This window comes from Sphingobacterium griseoflavum (genome assembly GCF_014653155.1).
GTDB lineage: Bacteria > Bacteroidota > Bacteroidia > Sphingobacteriales > Sphingobacteriaceae > Sphingobacterium > Sphingobacterium griseoflavum.
Genome location: NZ_BNAF01000005.1, coordinates 289,356 through 308,621 on the forward strand (window position 1 = coordinate 289,356; position 19,266 = coordinate 308,621).

The following is a 19,266-nucleotide window of genomic DNA, read 5'->3' on the forward strand; positions in this document are numbered from 1 at the left end:
TTTCCTTACGCACCAGCTGATGGATAAATTTTTTGATGTACACATTTGGCTGCTCGACCATTATCTTGATCCGCTGCTGCTGATGCCTATTTTTTTGCACGTTTACCTTTGGGAGCGAAGGCTGTTGTTCGGGAAGCCATTGCACGATGTCCTGACTTGGCGCACCATCGTGGTACTTTGTCTACTCGTTTCGTTTATCGCCGAATGGTGCTTTCCTGTGTTGAACGACCGCTTTACGAGCGATTGGTTGGATGTAGCATGCTACATGGTAGGGGCGTTGGTATTTTTCTTGTTTTTCAACCGACCTGCGCAACAACGCCTGTCGATTAAGCAGTCTGATGTTTAGCGAGGAAATGCTGGTATCAGGCGGACGGCTGACCGTCTTTCGAAGCATAGCTCATACCGACGAGCCTCGCTATGACCACGGCAGGGAACAGAATACCCACCGTGGACATAAATACCGACAACATCTTGGCCGTGACCGATACCGGGTGTATATCGCCATACCCCACCGTCGTCAGCGATACAATACTGAAGTAAATGAAATGTATGTAGTCTTGATCCTGTCCGGTGAGTTCGATATCACCCGCGATAGAAACGCCCGTTAACGCATTGATGATTTCTAGTGAAAATGCTCCCACCAAAGCGAATAATAGATATACGTTAATCGCGCCAATGATCCGGTAGATGTTCACACTGTCATTTCTAAACAAAAGATTTAGATTGATGATAATAAATACGATTGCATTTAATACGGCGACGATATTCTCTTCTGCATAGAACGAGTAGGGATTGTCGGTATAACGCACCAATCTTAAAACGCAGTGTACGACAAACAGGGTACTGGAAGCAAAAATCAGCTTTTTGTTTGGTGTGGAAAATATTCCCGAAAAGAATAAGCTGAGCAGGATCATATTGAACAACAAGATACCGTGTTCGCTATTTTCCATCACGATCGGGATAATGAAAACAATCAGAAACAGCATGATCAATAGCACCACAAAGCTAAGGTCTTCTAACCAGAACGTTCGAAATCTACTGAAATATTTACGCACTTTCATTTCATTATACTGTTAAAATCGCACTGCGTTTTGGTAGGCGGCCACCATACAACGTTATTTTTTTGCGATCAAATAGCCATATGGCTCCAGCTGTGGGACATGGTCAAAGATGACCTTTGCTATACCAAGCAAAGGAACAAATAGCACCATACCGGCAATGCCCCAGATCAAGTTGCCAAAAAGCACAATCAATATGGTGAAGAGCGGGCTTAGCTTGATCTTTCCGCCCGTGATATTTGGCGTCAGCACGTAGCTCTCGACCTGCTGTATCAGCAAAAAATATCCGCCCACGATAATGGCGTATGAAAAAGCATCTTTTGTAAGCAGGACATAGATTACGGGTATTAAACTACCGACTAAAGAACCTAAGTAGGGTATGATATTCAATAGACCAGCCAATATGCCGAACAATACGGCATGTTCTACACCAATGGCATATAACGCGACTGTATTGCACACGGAAAGTATAGCTACTACATAGAACACGCCCGCCACATACGCATTGGATACATTGGCCACCTCATGCACCACTTTGCGGGTATGATCCGACTGCCCCTGTCCGGTATGTTTTTCCACCAGCTTCAATACAAAATTTTTGATGCGGCCGCGGTAGACTAATAACAGCAATGTGTAGGTTATGATGATGACGAGATGCACCAAAAATGATCCGAATTGCGCGACAAAAAATGCGGCGTAGGAACCGACTACTTCGGCTACTTTGTCCATCTGGTCTGCGAGATACGCTTTTTGTTCGTCTTTTGCGATACCAAACGTTTCTTCCACTTGGTCTTGTACCGACGAAGCAAAACCGTAGAAATGCTCGTGTAAGTTGGACAGATCGTTGTTCAAGGAGACAATCTGTTGCGTTAACAACGTCAATACACCGATCAATACGAGCACCAAGGAAAACACACAGGCCGCGGCCGCCGCAAACCTTGAAAACTTACGCCGCTCTAGCCAGCGGCAGGCCGGTATTAACAGCATGGCAAATAAGCAGCCAATGGCCAAGGGGATCAAAAAAGATCGCCCCAAGTACATGATGCCGAACAATGCAATTAAGAAATATAGAAATTGGTTAAATCCTACTAAGGATGCTTTTTTTGTCATTGCTATGGATGTTAAACGTTAATACGCATGTGGAAGGGTACTCGCTATTCGGAGTCGTAAAGTAATAAAATGTAACAGATATGTCGGATTGCACACGCTTTTCATTTCGTAAATTAACAAATTACCTAGCCAAATGTTTTTATTTTTTTCTTTTCAAGTCTTATATTTTCGTTAAAAAGTTGCATAAAGGATGCGGAAGGGATTATGCCTATCTATCATTTGCGGGCATATGCGATCTCCAATGTGCTTTTCGGTATGAACTTTGCAATGTAGTCGTTTAAATTAAAAATCGTCAAACATACGGTCTACTTTGTTGTTCATAGGGAGAGATGTGGCATGGCAAGCTTGCCGGATAAGATCACCCGACTATAGATAAGAATCGATGTAAATAATTTAAGTATATAAAAATATGATTAGCGAAAAAATGTTCCGCGGCCATGTGGCCATTGTTACCGGCGCGGGCGAGGGCATAGGTTTTGAAATAGCGCGTTTACTGGTTGAGCATGGCGCGAAGGTGGTGGTGAATAGTCTTCATGATGAGTCTAATGAGAAAGCCGTCAAAAAATTAAATACAATAATCGAAGGAAGCTGCGTAGGTGTACCGGGAGATTCATCCGATTTAACGCTTATTCAAAAATTGGTTGAAACGGCAAAATCAGCATTTGGCAAAGTGACATTGGCTGTTGCCAATACAGGAATTACGACACCTGGAGATTTCTTTAGCTATCCTTTGGAAGATTTTCAGCGTACGTTGGACGTAAACCTAAAAGGCACCTATTTCTTTGTTCAGGCCGTTGCAAAGCAAATGCGTGCAGATAAATGCGCCGGCAGTATTGTGCTGATGTCTTCGGTCAATGGCGAGCAAGCGAACCGCAATTTGAGTACCTATGCAATGACAAAGGCGGCGATAACGATGTTGGCAAAAAATTTGGTTATCGAGCTCTCGCCCTATGCCATACGGATAAACAGCGTGTCCCCGGGTGCTACCTCGACCGAGCGGACAACGGAGGATAGCGAATATGAGGAAGCGTGGTCTGAGGTTACGCCATTGGGGCAAACCGCGGATCCGAGGGATATTGCACATGCCACGGCTTTTTTGCTTTCTAAAAATGCACGCCATATTACTGGACAAAATCTGATTGTGGACGGTGGTTGGACAGCAACAAGCCCAGCTCCGGAAGGCGATACTTTTTAATGGAACTTCAGGATAACGAAAGAAATGTTGACCGCAAAACTGATGCGTAAGAAACAGGATTGACCGAGGATGGAAAAGAGAAAGATTTTTATTTGTGAAGATGACCTGGCAATTGCTGATGTGCTAAAAACTGTGCTGGAGGACGAAGGTTTTGAGGTATTGGTGGAAACCAAAAGTGTTTTGGCATTTGGGAAATTGTCTTTATATAAACCCCACGCTATTATCACCGATCTGCAAATGCCCATCGTTTCCGGAGACATGCTCATCCAAGCCATCCGACGCGACCGCCAGTTGAAGAATACCTTCATATTATGCCTCACGGCAAATGATCGCGGAAGAGAGATTGCGCTCGATTCTGGAGCGAATATGGTTATGCACAAACCATTCGAAATGGAGCAGTTGGCCGCCATATTGGATTCCGTGCTGTTCGCGAAAAATGATGTCAAAAGGTAGTGCATTGTTTTTAAGGGCACTCTAGGTTATACATTGTTATCTAGCCGGTTAAGAAAAACGAGCCACATGGATAGATCGTGTTGGACGCAAGATTGTAGCGAAGTCAACAAGATGTTGAAGCAACCAGACACAGCGTTAACTGCTTATAGCCGTTGCTTGCGCGAAGTGAGCAAAACCTGCCACTTAACGGGCTGATAAAGAACACCGGAAAAACCGATTGTGAGTTGGATCTTTGGTTGGCAGCGCTATAGCGGAATCTGAGGTAAAGCTCTGAGCGGTCGATACTTGCTTATCGATCGCTTTTTTAGTGGACTGATTAGGATGCATTTAATACAGGTGAAGGTATTTTTGCTGTTGGCGTTCTCGATTTGTTTGGCATAACATTAAACCTGTTCAGCTGCAATGCGTCCATACCATACAAATCGCCATGCAAAACAGCGGTCTTTAGGATATTTTATTTAAGGATAGATGAAAAGGAAGAAGATTTTTATATGTGATGATGACCGCGGTATAACGGATATGCTGCAGATGATTTTTCAGCTTTCGGATGTTGATGTCGTGGTCGAGAATAATAGTGTATTGGCCTACGATGCGATTGTGAGGCTAATGCCCGATGTCGTGATCGTTGACCTGTGGATGCCTGTAGTTTCTGGCGATCTATTGATAAAAAACATTAAGGGCAACCCTCTATTGAGGGACGTATATGTGATATGCATTTCGGCTAGCAGAGACGGTAAAGCCGTGGCCACAGAAGCGGGTGCAGACAGGTTTATTGCCAAACCTTTTGATCTGGATGATGTGTTGCATGCTATTGATGAAGGTCCCGGAATAAAAATTATTTAGCATGGTTTCCCGGCTAGTCGAGGGTGCGATGAAGAAGGCTAGGGCAATAATCCGAAAAAAGACATATTTTTTAATGCTTATGTAACAAAAGTTGCCGTATATTAAAAATAAGTTCCGGAAATTTGCTGGTAACAGGAAGAAATAGCAATTAAAAAACAAGAGAATATGTTTTTTCAACATGTATTTGATAAGACGCTCGCTCAAAGCAGCTACGTCATTGGCTGTCAGAAAAGCGGCGAGGCACTAGTGATTGATGCGCAGCGTGATATCGATGTATACCTACACATCGCAAAGCAAAACAATTTACGTATAACCCACATTGCAGAAACGCACATTCATGCCGATTTTCTCTGCGGCTCGAGAGAGCTGGCTGCGGCGACTGGCGCTGCACTTTACCTCTCCGATGAAGGTGGCCCAGACTGGCAATACCAATTCCCACATAAAAGCTTGAAAGATGGAGATACCATTCAAATCGGAAATCTCAGTCTACAGGTCTTGCATACACCGGGCCATACACCCGAAAGCATCAGCTTTCTACTGACCGACCACCCCGCGACGGATAAGCCGGTAATGGTTTTTACGGGAGACTTTGTTTTTGTAGGGGACGTGGGGCGTCCGGATCTATTGGAGGAAGCCGCAGGCATAGCAGGAACCAAGCTCATCGGGGCAGAGCAGATGTACCAGTCCCTAAGAAAGTTCACCTCACTACCTGAATACGTGCAAGTGTGGTCTGGGCACGGTGCCGGTTCGGCATGTGGAAAGGCGTTGGGTGCTGTGGCAAGCTCTACAGTAGGCTATGAAAAAATTCGCAATTGGGCCTTTCAATATGCCGGCGACGAACAGGGCTTCATCGCGTATTTACTGGCCGATCAACCCGAGCCACCGAAGTATTTTGCAACGATGAAGCATCTTAATAGGGTAGAACGTCCACTGTTGGTCGACGTTCCTGAACATCCGAAGCTGGACAAAGAAGCTTTTCTTTCTGCTTACAAGGATGGTATCGCTGTTATAGATACCCGAAATAAAGTGGATTTTGCGAAAGCCTTTATTCCTGGCAGCATCAATATCCAGGGCAACAATTCTTTTGCAACTTGGTGTGGTTGGTTGCTCAATTACGAAGAGCCCTTTATTTTGATAGCTGATGAAGGTCAAATGGACGATCTAACCCGAAAACTTATGCGTGTCGGCCTAGACGATGTATATGGCTATATTGCTCATGTAAACGATTTGGGGCTAGATCTACAACAAGTCGATACCGTGTCCTTGGAGGAGTTTTACGCCTATATCGGACGGAAGGATGCGCAGATTGTCGATGTGCGCAGCGCGTCGGAATATGAGAAAGGGCACATCCCCGGTGCGCAGCATGTATTTCTCGGTACGCTTACCGAAAATCTCGACAAGATAAGCAGAGAGCAACAAGTCGTTATTCACTGTCAGTCTGGTGACCGTGCATCCATAGCCTATTCTATTTTGATAAAAAATGGATTTGAACAGGTCAAAAATTTTTCCGGTGGGATGCAGGCTTGGATTGCAGCAGGAGGGAAGATTGCTGCAGGCAAAGGCAGCGAGTAAGGCACGCAGGTGATGCGGTACGCCGCCAAGCGACCTCAAGGCGCGGCCTATTGCGCTACAACAAACACCAGGAAAGACAAAGGCTAATAGAAAAAAGAAATTGCTATGATCGCATTACTAAAAGAACCGTGGCCGTGGTACATCGCCGGCCCTTTGATAGGACTTACCGTGCCAATACTTTTGCTGATTGGCAACAAATCGTTTGGTATCAGTTCATCGCTCCGACATATTTGTGCATCGTGTATCCCCGCTGATATACCATTCTTTAAATACGATTGGAAAAAGGAGGTGTGGAACTTGTTTTTCGTGTTAGGAATATTTTTGGGGGGCGCTATCGCAGTACGCTTATTTCCGAACGAAGCGCCCGTAACCGTCAATCCTAAACTAATGCAGGAGTTAGCAGGCTATGGCATCAACGATTATAGTAATCTAGTGCCCATGGACTTGATGAACTGGTCCTCCTTATTTACCGTAAAAGGTGTTATTCTTATGGTAGTCGGTGGTTTTTTTGTAGGCTTTGGTACACGCTACGCAGGTGGCTGCACCAGTGGTCACGCCATTATGGGTTTGTCCAATTTACAATGGCCCTCGCTCATTGCAACCATTTCTTTTATGATCGGTGGCTTCGCTATGGCTAACCTTATCCTTCCATTCATCCTTTCCTTATAAACCAAAAAGTATGCAAAGAGCAGCAAATGTACGAGATAACTTGCAGGCACGCGAGGGCGGTACAATCGAAAAAGGTAGTAAAGCGTGGTATCCATATAGTAAATACCTTATTGTTGGCATAATGTTCGGTATTGTTTTCGTGAAAGCAGAAGTAATCAGCTGGTTTCGGATCCAGGAAATGTTTCGTCTGCAATCCTTTCATATGTATGGCATTATCGGGAGTGCTATCATGACCGCCATGATCTCGGTGTTTTTGATCAAGAAGTTTCAGATAAAAACGCTTGATGGCGAACCGATAAAGATTTCGCCAAAGAAATTTAACAAAGGACAGATTTATGGCGGCCTGATTTTTGGTTTAGGGTGGGCGATGACCGGTGCATGCCCGGGGCCACTTTTCGCACAGATAGGGACGGGCGCTACGGTGATTGTTGTTACACTATGCAGTGCTATAGCTGGCACATGGGTTTACGGCCGGCTACGGGAAAAATTGCCTCACTAGTATCGATCCTCATGCACTGAAAACTTTGACCATGGTAATGGGCACTTACTTAAGGTATACGATCTGAAGCTTCATATTGGCCTCCTTGCAATCGGAATAAGTTTTGCTGAAAAAATAGATGAATCATAATGGTTTCATCTATTTTATACACGGTTGTCTTTCATCTTTTTTCCATTAACCGTTTGGCTTTTCAACCGCTTTACCTACATTTGCTATCGAAGATAGGGGTGCACGAACGTGCTGAGAACATACCCATTCTCGTATCACCATACGAGAGGAACCTGATCCAGGTAATGCTGGCGTAGGGATACCTACCTTTCTTGCTGCTTGCTGTGCGCACCACATTTTCCATATATGTAAGATATAAGGCTGTTTACAAATGACAGAATTTACAGAGCAGGTTAGCGCCGCTTTAGCGGCAACATCTTGGACCGAGCGTTTTGCTGTCGGCTTCAGCGTGGTGCAGGTGATATTGTCCAGTAGAAATAAGATATCGAATTACTTTTTCGGGATCGTATCCATTATTTTAACCATTTCCGTGTTGTTTCAGGCACGTCTTTACGCAGAGATCTTATTGCATGTTTACTACTTCGTGATGAGTGTGTATGGATTATGGTATTGGAAATATCGCTTCCAGCATGCAGAGGTAGCCATTACGCGTTGTTCCACAAGCGAGTGGCGTGTCGTTTGGGCAATTGTAGGGCTGGGTTATATTGCTCTTTTTCTTTTTCTCCGGTATTTGACGGATTCTGATGTGCCCGTGTTCGATGCTATTGTTTCCAGTACGGCGTGGGCCGGCATGTGGCTCTTGGCAAAACGCAAGATCGAAAATTGGATACTATTGAATATCAGTAATTTTATTGCGATTCCGCTTTTGTTCTACAAGGAGCTATATCTCTTTGCCTGTCTAACAATTTTTCTCTTTATTGTTGCCATTGTGGGTTACCTAAACTGGCGTGCCATGATGAAAAAACAATCCAATCGTCCCGCGTATGTTGCGTAAAGAATTTGCCGATCTCATCCAAGATGATGTTGCGCTATCCATTGCGGATAGGAAGCTGACAAATAGTATGTTAAACCTAGTGTACGACAACAAATGGTTTAATCTTTGGGTTCCCAAAGATTATGGAGGTTTGGGAGCGGGGCTTGCCGAAGGTTGCGCCCTTTTGGAAGAGCTAGCTTATGTGGATGGGGGCTTTGGGTGGACCGTTACGTTGTGTGCCGGAGCAAACATGTTTGCTGGTTTCTTGGATCCGAAACTGGCAGAAAGCATTTTTAGCCGCCGCACTGTTTGCTGGGGTGGTAGCGGCAAGCCGTCGGGCCGTGCTGATGTGCTGGCAGATGGCTATTTGCTAAGCGGATCTTGGATGTATGCGACAGGGGCGCCACACTTAAGCCATTTTACGGTTAATGCCTGGATATATGAAGAGGGAAAGCAAGTTTGCGACGCCGCTGGAAATCCTGTATATCGTTCTTTTTTTATCGATCGTGATGACGTGCTAATCCACTACGACTGGAATACCTTTGGCTTGGCCTGTACGGCAAGCCATAGCTTTTCCGTAGCGAAAGTGTTCTTGCCTGAAAATAGGGCATTTGATCTCATCCCGGAGAGCCGACAGCACGAAGCGCCACTGTATTATTATCCTTTCATGACTTTCGCAGCATGTACCTTGGCGGTAAATTACAGCGGAATGTTTCGCCGCTTTCTTGATGTGCTCGAGCGCTGTCTGTTCGTTAAAGCTGCGGAGCCGTCTTGGGATGCATCAATGGGAAAAGAGAAGTTTAAAAAAGTAGATCGATCGCGTTCTAATCAGGCGGATTTGTCCAGCCAATTGTATGGGTTGATTGACGCGACTTGGGGCCAACCCCATCCCGACGAGCGACTTCTAGACGAGATCTCGTTGTGCTCTCGACAAATGGTTCAGCAAATCAAACAAGATACGGCAGCGCTATTCTCCTATGCCGGCATAACAGGCGCCCAACAGGATAGTGAGTTGAACATCGTTTTCAGGCATCTATTTACTGCCGCGCAACATAGCCTGTTGAACAGCGAGATTTAAAAAAGCCCGGTCGTAGCGGGCGTTAGCAGTCGAACTGGCGAGTCGCCTCGTAAACTTTTAGACCATTTTCCGTCATATGGCGCGAAGGAATCCACAGCACGCGCTCTTCCTCATAACCGCGAGGCACGGAGATCAGAAAATCTGGACGATCATCCCCGTCCAGATCACCGACGAAAAGAATTTTAATAAACGTATCTTGGAAGGACTCTTCCGATACCAACGTAAATGTTCGACCTGTTGGATCCGTCATCGTCAGGCTGTAATCAGACACCACATGAAATAGCTCCTCTTTTCCATCCTCCCCACTGACGGTGTAGGACTCGTTTATATTACCGCTGCCAGCCATGCTATAGGTTTGTCCAGCAAAGGTAAATTCCCGCTTCTCATTCGGCCAAAATGTGTGTTCGGCAGCTTCTACAGCAGGATAGCTCCCGGTTTTTATGTCGCCAAGTTTTAACAAGATCAAGCTCTTATGCTGTGTAGCGACAGCTTTCGTTTTTACCCCGGCACATTCGTCAAATCCTTCAGTCACCTTATATTGAAGCGGTACGATGCGTATCGTATTGCCCTCCTTAAAAACATCAAGCCATTCTCCTTCGAGTAAGATTTCTGGATCATCGCTAGACTCCCATAATCGGTGGGCTCCTACCAAACAGCTGTTTCCCACGATAAAGGTAGCACGACTGGTTTGCTTTGTTTTTCCGGCATCAGCTGTGGCCATTCCCGCAGCATCTTCGTCATGCGTAATCGCCAATGAATCAGTCGACAAGGTTCCATGTTGCTGCCTAGACGTTGAACCGATTTGTTGGCAAGACATCAGCAGCAGAAAGCTAACAAGAAGTAGATAAATAATATTCATGCACAAAGATCTAAGAAAATACTCCCTTGCTTAACGAATAGCGAGCTACATTGTTTGTAGAAATACCAACAGCTACGCTATATAGCCGGATAGGCTACCTACCGTTCGGTTACGCCCCTAACAAGGCATCGCGAATGATGCGAAAAGAATCGAGTCGTTTTGCACTGTCAAAGATATAGTTTGTGGTCATGATTTCATCGACTTGGTATGTTTTTGCAAATGCAGATACCTCATCTGCAACCCGCTGAGCATCGCCGATAAAGGTGCACGCGGTCATGTTGTATACCGCTTTCTCGATTTCAGGAATACCGTCATAAATTACCTTTTCGGTAGGGGGCGACAAGGGGCGACGATGATTGGTTAAAATCCCCGCGAACATATTGAATAAGCTGGTCGACAAGAATGTTGCCTCTGGGGTGGTATCTGCGGCGATGATATTCACGCAGGCGATAAAATAAGGATGTTGCAAATGGCGTGATGGCTTGAACTCGCGGCGATATATGGCTGCCGCCTGCTCAAACATAGCGGGTGCAAAATGCGCCGCAAAAGCATAGGGCAATCCCAGTTCTGCTGCCAGATGTGCTGAATCTGTGCTCGATCCTAAAATGTATAAAGGAATAGCTAAGCCCTCGCCGGGAAAAGCACGTACCTTCTCCGTCGGGTCATCGTTCTCGAAATACTGTTGCAATGCACGGATATCATCCTTGAAATAGAAGGCCGTATTGATGTTGTTGCGGCGCAGCGCCATGGCAGTAACCTGATCGGTGCCGGGAGCCCGGCCGAGGCCAAGGTCGATTCTGCCTGGATATAGGCTCTCCAGCGTGCCAAACTGCTCGGCTACAACCAACGGGGCATGGTTGGGCAACATAATGCCGCCAGACCCTATGCGGATAGTATTCGTTTTTGAAGCCACGTGGCCAATCAACACGGCCGTAGCCGAGCTTGCGATATGCTCCATGTTATGGTGCTCTGCAAACCAAATACGCTCATAGCCTAATTTCTCTATATATTGTGCGCCTGCGACGCTACGGTCAATGGCCTGCTTTACAGTATCGCCTTTGGATACGGTAGCCAGATCAAGCGCAGAGAGTTTAAAGTTGTTCATAGCCTAAAAGTACAAGCTTCCCCGCAACAATGTGTAATCCCATTGTAATTCCAGCTCGTACCGTAAGAACCTTGACAATTCACCGACTTTTTAACTACAGACTCGGTTTTCTGGGCTAGCTAAGGAAACATGGCAAGCGAGGTTCCGCTTGCGCGGGATGAACATTGCGCTATTATTCTTCTGGCAGGCGCTGGGCGTGTATGGCGGCATGCTCCCCGTTGTGCAAGGTGCAGAAGAAGAGAAAATCTTCGCCGCCATCGGCGATTTTGAATTTCTTGCGGATATCTTCTACCCGTAGCGGGAAATTTTTGGTGATAACATTCGCCTTGCGGATACAGATTCCTTTTTTTAGGGAGCGCAGGGGATGTACTGCCATAACCTGAAAGCGGCGTCCCGGAAAGTCGGCCTGAAGCCTTGCGCTCGTATACAGGTGGGTGTGCGGATGCAGCTTGGTCAGCCCGAATCTATTGCCTAAGCTTTTGAAAGCGCCCGCTTTCGTAAGCGCTACATCGGGGTCGTAAAGATATGCGCCTAACGGTCCTAAGGACGATTCTGCTGCCTGCTCTTCCGCGTAGTTGAAGCTAAAGATCTGTCGGCGTTGTGGCAGTATGCGAACAGCATGCACCTGCACGTCGCCTTCATAACCCTGCTCTTGCAAGAAAAGTAGCTCCTTGCAGTCGTTCTGCACGCTAAGCACATATACAGCCTTGACATATTGCAACGTTTGCAAGGCCAAGGAAATATCCAGCAGGGGCGCCAGCTTGCTGAGGATGCAACGCGCTTTCGAAAAGAAAAGTGTCTGATGCTCCACGATGTTCGGTTCGCAATCCTGTAGCCGGAAAACCTTTTGCTGCTGCACACGGCGTGAGGGGTCTATATAAATATAATCAAAGTGCTCGTTGCTCGCCTTTAGCAAGGATAGCCCATCCCCCGGGTGGCAACCGATGTTTTCCAGACCCAATGTTTGGAAATTGTGCGCCACAATTTCTGCTAAATCATTATTGCGTTCGCAATACGACACCTCGGCGGCGGTAGAGGCAAAGTAAAAGCTATCTACCCCAAAGCCTCCCGTGAGATCGATGAGCTTGGTGCCACGCCTGATTAATGATGCCTTGAAATGACCCGTCTCTTCCGATGAACATTGTTCAAGGCTAAGCTTCTCCGGATAGTATATTCCTGCCACCAACGTCCAGGGTGCTATCTTTCTTGCTGCCCGTTGTCGCCCATCAATCTGTTGCGCCAAAGCACTGGATGGTACATCAGAAAACGGACTCTTGCGCAAGGCGATATCCGATGGGCTGGCGTCCCGGTATTGGTGCAGGAAATCTTGTACAGGCTGAAGAAGAATTGCTTTGTTCACGTTAGGCAGTTTTATAACGCAGCAACTGCTGGCAATTTCTTGACCAGCAACTGACAGGTGTAGCTATCTTTTAACTCCCTAACAATTTGCTTATTGATCAATACACGTTCAATGGTTTCTTGATTAAAATAGCGGATAGTAATCAATTCTAATCCTCGTTCTACCGAAATCTTGTAACGTTTTTCCAACGCTTCCATCAAGGTATCAATATTTGCTCCGGTATCGTCTACACTTACACAAAAACTAATAGCACTGTTGTGCATCATATTGATTTTGATACGATTATGGTGGAAGAGATTGAATATATGGCTCAGGTTGTCTTCCACGATAAAGGAAAAATCGCGAGGCTGAATATTGATGAATACCTGATTGACCTTAAAGATAAAGGAGGGTATAGGCAAGCCTTGGTTCGTGCTACGGATATAGGTTCCAGGTTCTGCCGGATTCAAGAACGAACGCACATTTAAGGCGATCTTTTTGTTTTGCAGCGGTTTTATGGTTTTGGGGTGGATAACCGTTGCACCATAGTAGGTCAATTCAATAGCGTCCGTATAGGAAAGCTCGGGTATCAGCTCGGTATGGTCAAACCATTTGGGATCTGCGTTCAAGACGCCCGGGACATCTTTCCAGATGGTGATATCATCGGCGTTTAGGCAAGACGCAAAAATAGCAGCCGAATAATCTGATCCTTCACGTCCCAATGTGGTGGTGAAGTTTTCTGATGTAGAGCCAATGAACCCTTGCGTGATGATGACATGCTCGTCTAAAATCGTCGGAAGATCACGACGGATCTTTTCTTCAGTTTTCTCCCAATCTACAGCGGCTTCGCGGTGGGTATTATCCGTGAAAATGTAGTCGCGAGCATCGAGCCATTTTGCGGCGATACCGCTGTGCAAGGCATAAGCTGCAAGAATTTTTGACGAGGCAAGTTCGCCGGTAGATACGATCTGATCGAAGAGGTAATCGTAGGTATCCTGCGGTTCTTCTTCCAATATCCATTCCACTTCCACAAAACAGTTGGCGATCTCGTCGAAAATAGGATGATTAGGATTGTCGAAAAGGTTGGCCAGTATGTGATGGTGCCAGTCTTTGACGGCATCCAATCGGGCAAAGGCTTCGCCGGTTTGGTCAACGTAGTGCTGTGTAACTTCCATCAGACGATCGGTGGTTTTTCCCATAGCCGAAACGACGACCAACAACTCATCTTTTTTATAGTTTGCAACGATGTGCGCCACATTTTTTATACTCTCCGCATCTTTTACCGATGCGCCTCCAAATTTAAATACTTGCATTTAATGAATGATAAGGTTAGGTTTTATCCGATAGTCCATCAAACAACTTGCGTCCTTTTTCCGTCAAGACGTCCAACAGTGCCGAATAGGGTATGACCAGCGTTGTCGGGCCCTCCGCGTACGATTTTATTTCATACGGATTGTAGTGGAACAGTAAACCATCTTTGGTCAATCCGAAGTTTTCTGGAAGCACAAAGTTTTCATTGTCAAAAAAATAGGAGCTTCCATATGAAGCTGTATCGGACAAGTTCTCCATTTTTTTGAAACGGCGTTCCGCGATCTGCAATAACTGTGTTGTATCGGCAACCAAATCTGTTAAAGCGAGCCGTTTTTTCGCAGGCACATCAAAAGAAAACCACAGTTCAATTTCCATACCGTGTGCTCCCCCTGTATAGTCGTTGATAGCAGTCTGCAGTGTCAAGATACCTCCTTCATTTAGGATAACTTTGGAATCTTGGTGTTTGAACCAAGTGTGGAATGCTTCATTTCCGGCATCGATTTGCTCTTCGGCATACTCGTTAAATCCGCCAAGGAAGCTATCGGATACTTGTTCCACCTTACTTTCTCCATCGATAAAGATTGCCTGTTGGACTAGATCATTGATTTCTGCTTCGAATACCGGGTAGCGCGCGGTAAATATGGTGGAATCAACCTCCATCTCCGTTCCCGAAAGGTAGGGGCTAAAGGCTTTAAATTGCTTTATCTCATAATGTAACGTATCTGCTGGCGCTCGCTCGGTTGTTACATGCGACGCCGATTCCGATTTTCGATCAGAAAAACATCCACTAACCATCAAGATGGCCAGCGCGAGCAAGAGCAGACGACTCTTGCCTTCTGTTAAAAATTTAAGGACACATTTACCCATTCACTATCAAAATCTGCTTGGTATTTCTTATAAAATGCGATGGCCGGTGCATTCCAATCCAGCACCTGCCACATGATACCGCTGTAACCCTGTTGTTGTGCGAAGGCTATAGTTCTATCCAAGAGTAATTTTCCGATACCTGCACCGCGCTCATCCGCCGTGACGATCAGATCTTCCAGATACAAACGTCGACCCTTCCACGTTGAATATCGGATATAATACAAGGCCAAACCAACGATTCGGCTGTTGCGCTCGGCTACAAAAGCTCCCCAAACGGGGTGATCACCGAAACCACTATCGACAAATTCTTCCATGGAAACCGTTACGGCATGAGGTTGTCGTTCATATTCCGCTAATTCTCGAATTAATTCCAGCATCGCGGGACAATCGTCCATCTGTGCCGCTCTAATTATCACCATCTTTTAGTTTAAAATGTTTGACCACACGTTTGCCAAAAATAGTACTTCCCAAACGCACCATGGTGCTGCCGTTCTCTATGGCCAATTTGTAGTCGGAAGACATCCCCATCGAGAGGGTGTCGAAAGACGGTGCATCCCGGTAAAAACTGGTTTTTATGCCGTCAAAAAGCATCTTTAATTCATAGAATTCCTCTTTGATCACTTTTTGGTTTTCCGTGTTTGTGGCAATACCCATCAGTCCACGGATGCGCACATGTTGCAATGCCGCAAACTCTTCGTCGCGCAACAGCTCGATAAGCTCGGCATGGTCCAGTCCGAATTTGCTGTCTTCATCAGCAATGTAAACCTGCAAAAGGCAGTCGATAACCCGATGATGTTTAGCAGCGTGTTTGTTGATCTCCTTCAACAGTTTAAAGGAATCTACCGATTCAATCATAGCAACAAAAGGGGCGATATACTTGACTTTATTGGTCTGCAAATGTCCGATTAGATGCCAAGAAATATCTTTCGGTAGGGCTTCCTGTTTTTCGAGCAACTCCTGTACCATATTTTCACCAAAAACACGTTGGCCGGCTTCGTAGGCTTCCATAATATCCGCATTGGGTTTTGTTTTGGAGACAGCCACCAGGGTGACGCCCATCGTGTTTAGCTCTTTTTGTAGGGTCTCAATATGTACAGCAATACTCATTTCCGTCAAATTTATACGTTCAAAACTTTAAAAGTGGTTATTCAGATGCGTTTTTGTAAATTTGTACAAACTTACGAAATGCAACGCTTATTACTTATCATATTGTCTTCGTTTTTTTTGTTGATCTCCTGCAAAAAATCAATGCCAGATGGAATTTTATCAGAAAAGAAGATGGCCAATTTAATGGCAGACGTGCATTTGTTGGATGGATATTTGAATACGCTGCCCGTAGACAGTTCGCGAAAGGTGATCGACGGTCTGTATGAAGAGATTTTTCGTCGGTATGGCATTGATTCAACAGCATTTACAAAAAATTTGAGCTACTATTTTGAGGATCCATCTGCATCCAAGCAGCTATATGTTGACGTCAATAAGAAATTAACGGATTTGGATCGCGATTATCGGGTGGAAGATTCGTTGGAAAACGCGCGGGTAAGCGATAGTATACGCCAAGTACAGTATTATACGCGTTTGCGCGATGAGGCTTACCAGCTCATTCAGCACGTATACCTGGATAGCATTCCGCTAAGCTACCGCACCTACAGAAACGATTTTATGCGCCGCGCGGGCCTAAACTTGAATATTTTCCAGAACGAGGAGGTGCCCGTAACAGAACCGGTGCCTTTACCAAGCAGCGACCTGCAACGCCCTGCACCGATATCGGGTGCCGATGCCGTGCCGAAGGCGTTGCCCACGGTGCCCAAATCGGGTTCGACAGAACGACTTCTCCCTGTGCCTCAACACAAAGTGGCGCCCAAGTAAATAAAAAAAGAATATGATTTTCCCTAAAAATGCCCTAGATAAATTGGGTTTTATAGAAATTAAAAGCCTGATCAAAGAAAAGTGTCTGAGCGAGCCAGGACGGGAGATGGTAGAAAAAATACAACCGCAAACCAAACTGGATCAAATCGATCGCTTTTTACGCCAAACGCAAGAATTCAAAGATTTGTTGGAGCATGATGCACCCTTGCCGGTGGATCATCTCTACCCAATAAAGCCCTTGGCAGAAAAGGCCAGGCTCGAAGGCGCCTTTCTCGCCGAAGAGGAATTTTACCGCATATTGCAGTCGCTCAGGACGGTATACGCTGTTATCCGTTACTTCAATGAACGCGAGGGGCAGTATACTAATTTGGCCTTGCTCTTCGAGCATCTGCCCATCGAAACAAAAATTGTACGGCAGATTGAAACGGTAATCGATGACCGCGGTAAGATGAAGGATAATGCCTCGCGTTTGCTGCTGGATATTACCCAACAGATCTTGAAAAGCGAGCAGGAAGCTCGCAAACGCATCGATCAGGTGTTCAAGCAGGCACAAAATAACGGGTGGACCGCCGATGGGAACCTGACCGTGCGCGACGGTAGGCTATGTATTCCGATTCTAGCGGAGAACAAACGTAAGCTGAAAGGCTTGATCCACGACGAGTCGGCAACAGGTCAAACGGCTTATATTGAGCCGGAAGAGGTGTTTCACCTCAATAATAAGGTACGCGATTTGGAGTTTGAGCGCCGCCGCGAGGTGATCCGTATCTTAACCGAGCTGACGACTGAGTTGCGCCCTCATGTGCCCCTGCTATTGGCCTATCACGGCCTGTTGAGCAAATTGGATTTTGTACGTGCCAAGGCATTGTTTGCGATCGATATTGAGGCGCATATGCCTGAACTGTCCAAAGATGCGGAGCTCAATCTGGTGAATGCACGGCATCCATTATTGTTGATCGGCGCTAAAAAAGAGCAACATGTCGTTGTTCCCCTGCATATTAAGATTGATCAGCAGGACCGCATAATTCTGGTTTCCGGACCCAATGCCGGGGGAAAGTCGGTTTGCATGAAGACGGTAGGGCTATTGCAATTGATGGTACAGGCAGGTCTTCTTATCCCAGCGGAAAGCACATCTAAAGTCGGTATCTTTCGGCAGATCTTTGCTGATATCGGTGATGACCAGTCGATAGAAAGCGATTTGAGTACATACAGCGCGCACTTATCGAAGATGAAGCATTTTACCGAATTTGCCGATGCGCGTACCTTGGTGCTCATCGACGAGTTTGGTACGGGCACGGATCCCCTTTTTGGTGGCCCGATGGCAGAGGCGGTGCTCGAAGCGCTCAACAAAAAGAATATTCGCGGCGTGGTGACTACGCACTACTCCAACTTGAAGGTTTTTGCAGCCAATACGGTTGGTTTGGAAAATGCATCCATGCTTTTTGACAACGTGGCCATGCGGCCATTGTATATTCTGCAAGTGGGCAAGCCCGGTAGCTCTTATGCCTTTGAGATTGCACAGAAGATCGGCCTTCGGCCTGAGATCTTGGAAGCCGCCAAGCAGAAGATTGGCACGCAGCAAAAGAAGGTCGATACGTTATTGGTTGATCTCGAGCGCGATAAAAAGCTGGTGCACGATACCAAGATTGCCATCGGCAAGCGCGAGAAGGAACTGGAAACCCTCAAAGCGGAGTATGAATCGTTGCAAGGGCATCTGGAAGAGAACAAACGACAGCTGCTTCGTGATGCCAAGGAGGAAGCTCGGCAAATTTTGAAAGATGCCAATAAGCTTGTCGAACACACCATCGCTGAAATTAAATCCGCGCAAGCCGATAAGGAGCGCACCCGCGAACTGCGACGTGACCTGCATGCGGCGGTGGACAAGAATACGCAGAAGAAGCCGAGCCCTAAGCCGGCGGAAAGTGCCAACAACGGGTCGGAGGAGCCGATCGAAGTAGGCGATTGGGTGAAACTGCTTGACGCGGATACGGAAGCGCAAGTGATGGAAGTGGCCAAAGGCAACAATTTGATATTAGCGCTGGGCGACCTGCGCACCGTGGTCAAGAAAAATAAGGTCATCAAGTTGCGCGGTAAGGAAAAGGCCAAGGTGGTCAAGCGACACCGTGCTATGTCCAGCGACTCGGTAGCCGATTTCCAACCTGAGGTTGATGTGCGCGGCATGCGTACCGAAGATGCCCTACGGCAGCTAGAGACTGTATTGGATCGGGCGGTCATGATCGGTTACCCTACCTTAAAGATCTTACACGGAAAGGGGGATGGTATCCTCCGTAAATTCGTGCGTGACTACCTCCGTAAATATAGCCATGTATCGCATTTCGAAGACGAACATGCTGATCGTGGGGGAGATGGCATTACATACGCCTATATAAACTAAAGTTTAAAAGCCTGCTGGAAATCTCAAATTCTAGCAGGCTTTTTGTAGCAGGATAAGGGATAAAT

Annotated in this window: 20 protein-coding genes; 11 read left to right on the forward strand and 9 right to left on the reverse strand. The window is 46.3% G+C overall.

Annotation, left to right across the window (positions count from 1 at the left end):
- Positions 1-19 precede the first annotated feature (19 nt).
- Entirely contained in the window at positions 20-346 is a 327-nt protein-coding gene (locus IE165_RS08550) for a hypothetical protein (RefSeq protein ID WP_189626183.1), read from the forward strand.
- Between the two features lie 16 nt (positions 347-362).
- Here the strand turns inward: IE165_RS08550 and IE165_RS08555 are convergent, their stop codons facing one another.
- Both IE165_RS08555 and IE165_RS08560 read right to left on the reverse strand, forming a co-directional pair.
- On the reverse strand, positions 363-1,061 hold the full coding sequence (locus IE165_RS08555; RefSeq protein WP_189626184.1) for an ion channel: 699 nt from the start codon (positions 1,059-1,061) through the stop codon (positions 363-365).
- A gap of 54 nt (positions 1,062-1,115) precedes the next feature.
- A complete protein-coding gene (locus IE165_RS08560) occupies positions 1,116-2,168 on the reverse strand; it encodes an AI-2E family transporter (RefSeq protein WP_189626185.1) in 1,053 nt (350 codons plus the stop codon).
- A 409-nt stretch (positions 2,169-2,577) separates the two neighbouring features.
- Here IE165_RS08560 and IE165_RS08565 point away from each other — a divergent pair, with 409 nt between their 5' ends.
- The 8 genes from IE165_RS08565 to IE165_RS08600 all read left to right on the forward strand — a co-directional run bounded on the left by IE165_RS08565 (position 2,578) and on the right by IE165_RS08600 (position 9,459).
- Positions 2,578-3,363, forward strand: a complete 786-nt coding sequence (locus IE165_RS08565; RefSeq protein ID WP_189626186.1) for an SDR family NAD(P)-dependent oxidoreductase — start codon at positions 2,578-2,580, stop codon at positions 3,361-3,363.
- Positions 3,364-3,432: 69 nt separating this feature from the next.
- The gene (locus tag IE165_RS08570) at positions 3,433-3,816 is read left to right on the forward strand and encodes a response regulator (protein WP_189626187.1); all 384 of its coding nucleotides are present in this window, start codon (positions 3,433-3,435) and stop codon (positions 3,814-3,816) included.
- Positions 3,817-4,284: 468 nt separating this feature from the next.
- A complete protein-coding gene (locus IE165_RS08575; protein WP_189626188.1) occupies positions 4,285-4,659 on the forward strand; it encodes a response regulator in 375 nt (124 codons plus the stop codon).
- A 165-nt stretch (positions 4,660-4,824) separates the two neighbouring features.
- Entirely contained in the window at positions 4,825-6,231 is a 1,407-nt protein-coding gene (locus IE165_RS08580; RefSeq protein WP_189626189.1) for an MBL fold metallo-hydrolase, read from the forward strand.
- 105 nt (positions 6,232-6,336) lie between these two features.
- Complete coding sequence (locus tag IE165_RS08585) at positions 6,337-6,900, forward strand: YeeE/YedE family protein (RefSeq protein WP_189626190.1); 564 nt, start codon at positions 6,337-6,339, stop codon at positions 6,898-6,900.
- Between the two features lie 10 nt (positions 6,901-6,910).
- Complete coding sequence (locus IE165_RS08590) at positions 6,911-7,399, forward strand: DUF6691 family protein (RefSeq protein WP_189626191.1); 489 nt, start codon at positions 6,911-6,913, stop codon at positions 7,397-7,399.
- Between the two features lie 379 nt (positions 7,400-7,778).
- Positions 7,779-8,402, forward strand: a complete 624-nt coding sequence (pnuC, locus tag IE165_RS08595; protein ID WP_189626192.1) for a nicotinamide riboside transporter PnuC — start codon at positions 7,779-7,781, stop codon at positions 8,400-8,402.
- Positions 8,392-9,459: an acyl-CoA dehydrogenase family protein gene (locus IE165_RS08600; protein WP_189626193.1), complete on the forward strand. Its 1,068-nt coding sequence runs from the start codon at positions 8,392-8,394 to the stop codon at positions 9,457-9,459. The genes pnuC and IE165_RS08600 overlap by 11 nt, the downstream gene beginning before the upstream one ends.
- A 22-nt stretch (positions 9,460-9,481) precedes the next feature.
- Here the strand turns inward: IE165_RS08600 and IE165_RS08605 are convergent, their stop codons facing one another.
- The 7 genes from IE165_RS08605 to IE165_RS08635 all read right to left on the reverse strand — a co-directional run bounded on the left by IE165_RS08605 (position 9,482) and on the right by IE165_RS08635 (position 16,047).
- A complete protein-coding gene (locus IE165_RS08605) occupies positions 9,482-10,318 on the reverse strand; it encodes a hypothetical protein (protein ID WP_189626194.1) in 837 nt (278 codons plus the stop codon).
- Positions 10,319-10,427: 109 nt separating this feature from the next.
- Entirely contained in the window at positions 10,428-11,423 is a 996-nt protein-coding gene (locus IE165_RS08610; RefSeq protein ID WP_189626195.1) for an LLM class flavin-dependent oxidoreductase, read from the reverse strand.
- 172 nt (positions 11,424-11,595) lie between these two features.
- Entirely contained in the window at positions 11,596-12,783 is a 1,188-nt protein-coding gene (locus tag IE165_RS08615; RefSeq protein ID WP_189626196.1) for a class I SAM-dependent methyltransferase, read from the reverse strand.
- An 11-nt stretch (positions 12,784-12,794) separates the two neighbouring features.
- The gene (locus IE165_RS08620) at positions 12,795-14,075 is read right to left on the reverse strand and encodes an aspartate kinase (protein WP_189626197.1); all 1,281 of its coding nucleotides are present in this window, start codon (positions 14,073-14,075) and stop codon (positions 12,795-12,797) included.
- Between the two features lie 16 nt (positions 14,076-14,091).
- The gene (locus tag IE165_RS08625; RefSeq protein ID WP_189626198.1) at positions 14,092-14,940 is read right to left on the reverse strand and encodes a DUF3298 and DUF4163 domain-containing protein; all 849 of its coding nucleotides are present in this window, start codon (positions 14,938-14,940) and stop codon (positions 14,092-14,094) included.
- On the reverse strand, positions 14,913-15,359 hold the full coding sequence (locus IE165_RS08630) for a GNAT family N-acetyltransferase (protein ID WP_189626199.1): 447 nt from the start codon (positions 15,357-15,359) through the stop codon (positions 14,913-14,915). The genes IE165_RS08625 and IE165_RS08630 overlap by 28 nt, the downstream gene beginning before the upstream one ends.
- On the reverse strand, positions 15,346-16,047 hold the full coding sequence (locus IE165_RS08635) for a YggS family pyridoxal phosphate-dependent enzyme (protein ID WP_189626200.1): 702 nt from the start codon (positions 16,045-16,047) through the stop codon (positions 15,346-15,348). Before IE165_RS08635 ends, IE165_RS08630 begins: the two co-directional genes overlap by 14 nt.
- A gap of 141 nt (positions 16,048-16,188) precedes the next feature.
- Here IE165_RS08635 and IE165_RS08640 point away from each other — a divergent pair, with 141 nt between their 5' ends.
- Together IE165_RS08640 and IE165_RS08645 are read left to right on the forward strand one after the other, a co-directional pair.
- Positions 16,189-16,809: a DUF4296 domain-containing protein gene (locus tag IE165_RS08640; protein ID WP_189626201.1), complete on the forward strand. Its 621-nt coding sequence runs from the start codon at positions 16,189-16,191 to the stop codon at positions 16,807-16,809.
- 13 nt (positions 16,810-16,822) lie between these two features.
- Positions 16,823-19,201: an endonuclease MutS2 gene (locus tag IE165_RS08645; RefSeq protein ID WP_189626202.1), complete on the forward strand. Its 2,379-nt coding sequence runs from the start codon at positions 16,823-16,825 to the stop codon at positions 19,199-19,201.
- Positions 19,202-19,266 lie beyond the last annotated feature (65 nt).

Coding starts and splice junctions, on each gene's coding strand:
- IE165_RS08550 (WP_189626183.1), top strand. CDS start 20: ATGGATAAATTTTTTGATGTACACATTTGGCTGCTCGACCATTATCTT.
- IE165_RS08555 (WP_189626184.1), bottom strand. CDS start 1,061: ATGAAAGTGCGTAAATATTTCAGTAGATTTCGAACGTTCTGGTTAGAA.
- IE165_RS08560 (WP_189626185.1), bottom strand. CDS start 2,168: ATGACAAAAAAAGCATCCTTAGTAGGATTTAACCAATTTCTATATTTC.
- IE165_RS08565 (WP_189626186.1), top strand. CDS start 2,578: ATGATTAGCGAAAAAATGTTCCGCGGCCATGTGGCCATTGTTACCGGC.
- IE165_RS08570 (WP_189626187.1), top strand. CDS start 3,433: ATGGAAAAGAGAAAGATTTTTATTTGTGAAGATGACCTGGCAATTGCT.
- IE165_RS08575 (WP_189626188.1), top strand. CDS start 4,285: ATGAAAAGGAAGAAGATTTTTATATGTGATGATGACCGCGGTATAACG.
- IE165_RS08580 (WP_189626189.1), top strand. CDS start 4,825: ATGTTTTTTCAACATGTATTTGATAAGACGCTCGCTCAAAGCAGCTAC.
- IE165_RS08585 (WP_189626190.1), top strand. CDS start 6,337: ATGATCGCATTACTAAAAGAACCGTGGCCGTGGTACATCGCCGGCCCT.
- IE165_RS08590 (WP_189626191.1), top strand. CDS start 6,911: ATGCAAAGAGCAGCAAATGTACGAGATAACTTGCAGGCACGCGAGGGC.
- pnuC (WP_189626192.1), top strand. CDS start 7,779: ATGACAGAATTTACAGAGCAGGTTAGCGCCGCTTTAGCGGCAACATCT.
- IE165_RS08600 (WP_189626193.1), top strand. CDS start 8,392: ATGTTGCGTAAAGAATTTGCCGATCTCATCCAAGATGATGTTGCGCTA.
- IE165_RS08605 (WP_189626194.1), bottom strand. CDS start 10,318: ATGAATATTATTTATCTACTTCTTGTTAGCTTTCTGCTGCTGATGTCT.
- IE165_RS08610 (WP_189626195.1), bottom strand. CDS start 11,423: ATGAACAACTTTAAACTCTCTGCGCTTGATCTGGCTACCGTATCCAAA.
- IE165_RS08620 (WP_189626197.1), bottom strand. CDS start 14,075: ATGCAAGTATTTAAATTTGGAGGCGCATCGGTAAAAGATGCGGAGAGT.
- IE165_RS08625 (WP_189626198.1), bottom strand. CDS start 14,940: ATGGGTAAATGTGTCCTTAAATTTTTAACAGAAGGCAAGAGTCGTCTG.
- IE165_RS08630 (WP_189626199.1), bottom strand. CDS start 15,359: ATGGTGATAATTAGAGCGGCACAGATGGACGATTGTCCCGCGATGCTG.
- IE165_RS08635 (WP_189626200.1), bottom strand. CDS start 16,047: ATGAGTATTGCTGTACATATTGAGACCCTACAAAAAGAGCTAAACACG.
- IE165_RS08640 (WP_189626201.1), top strand. CDS start 16,189: ATGCCAGATGGAATTTTATCAGAAAAGAAGATGGCCAATTTAATGGCA.
- IE165_RS08645 (WP_189626202.1), top strand. CDS start 16,823: ATGATTTTCCCTAAAAATGCCCTAGATAAATTGGGTTTTATAGAAATT.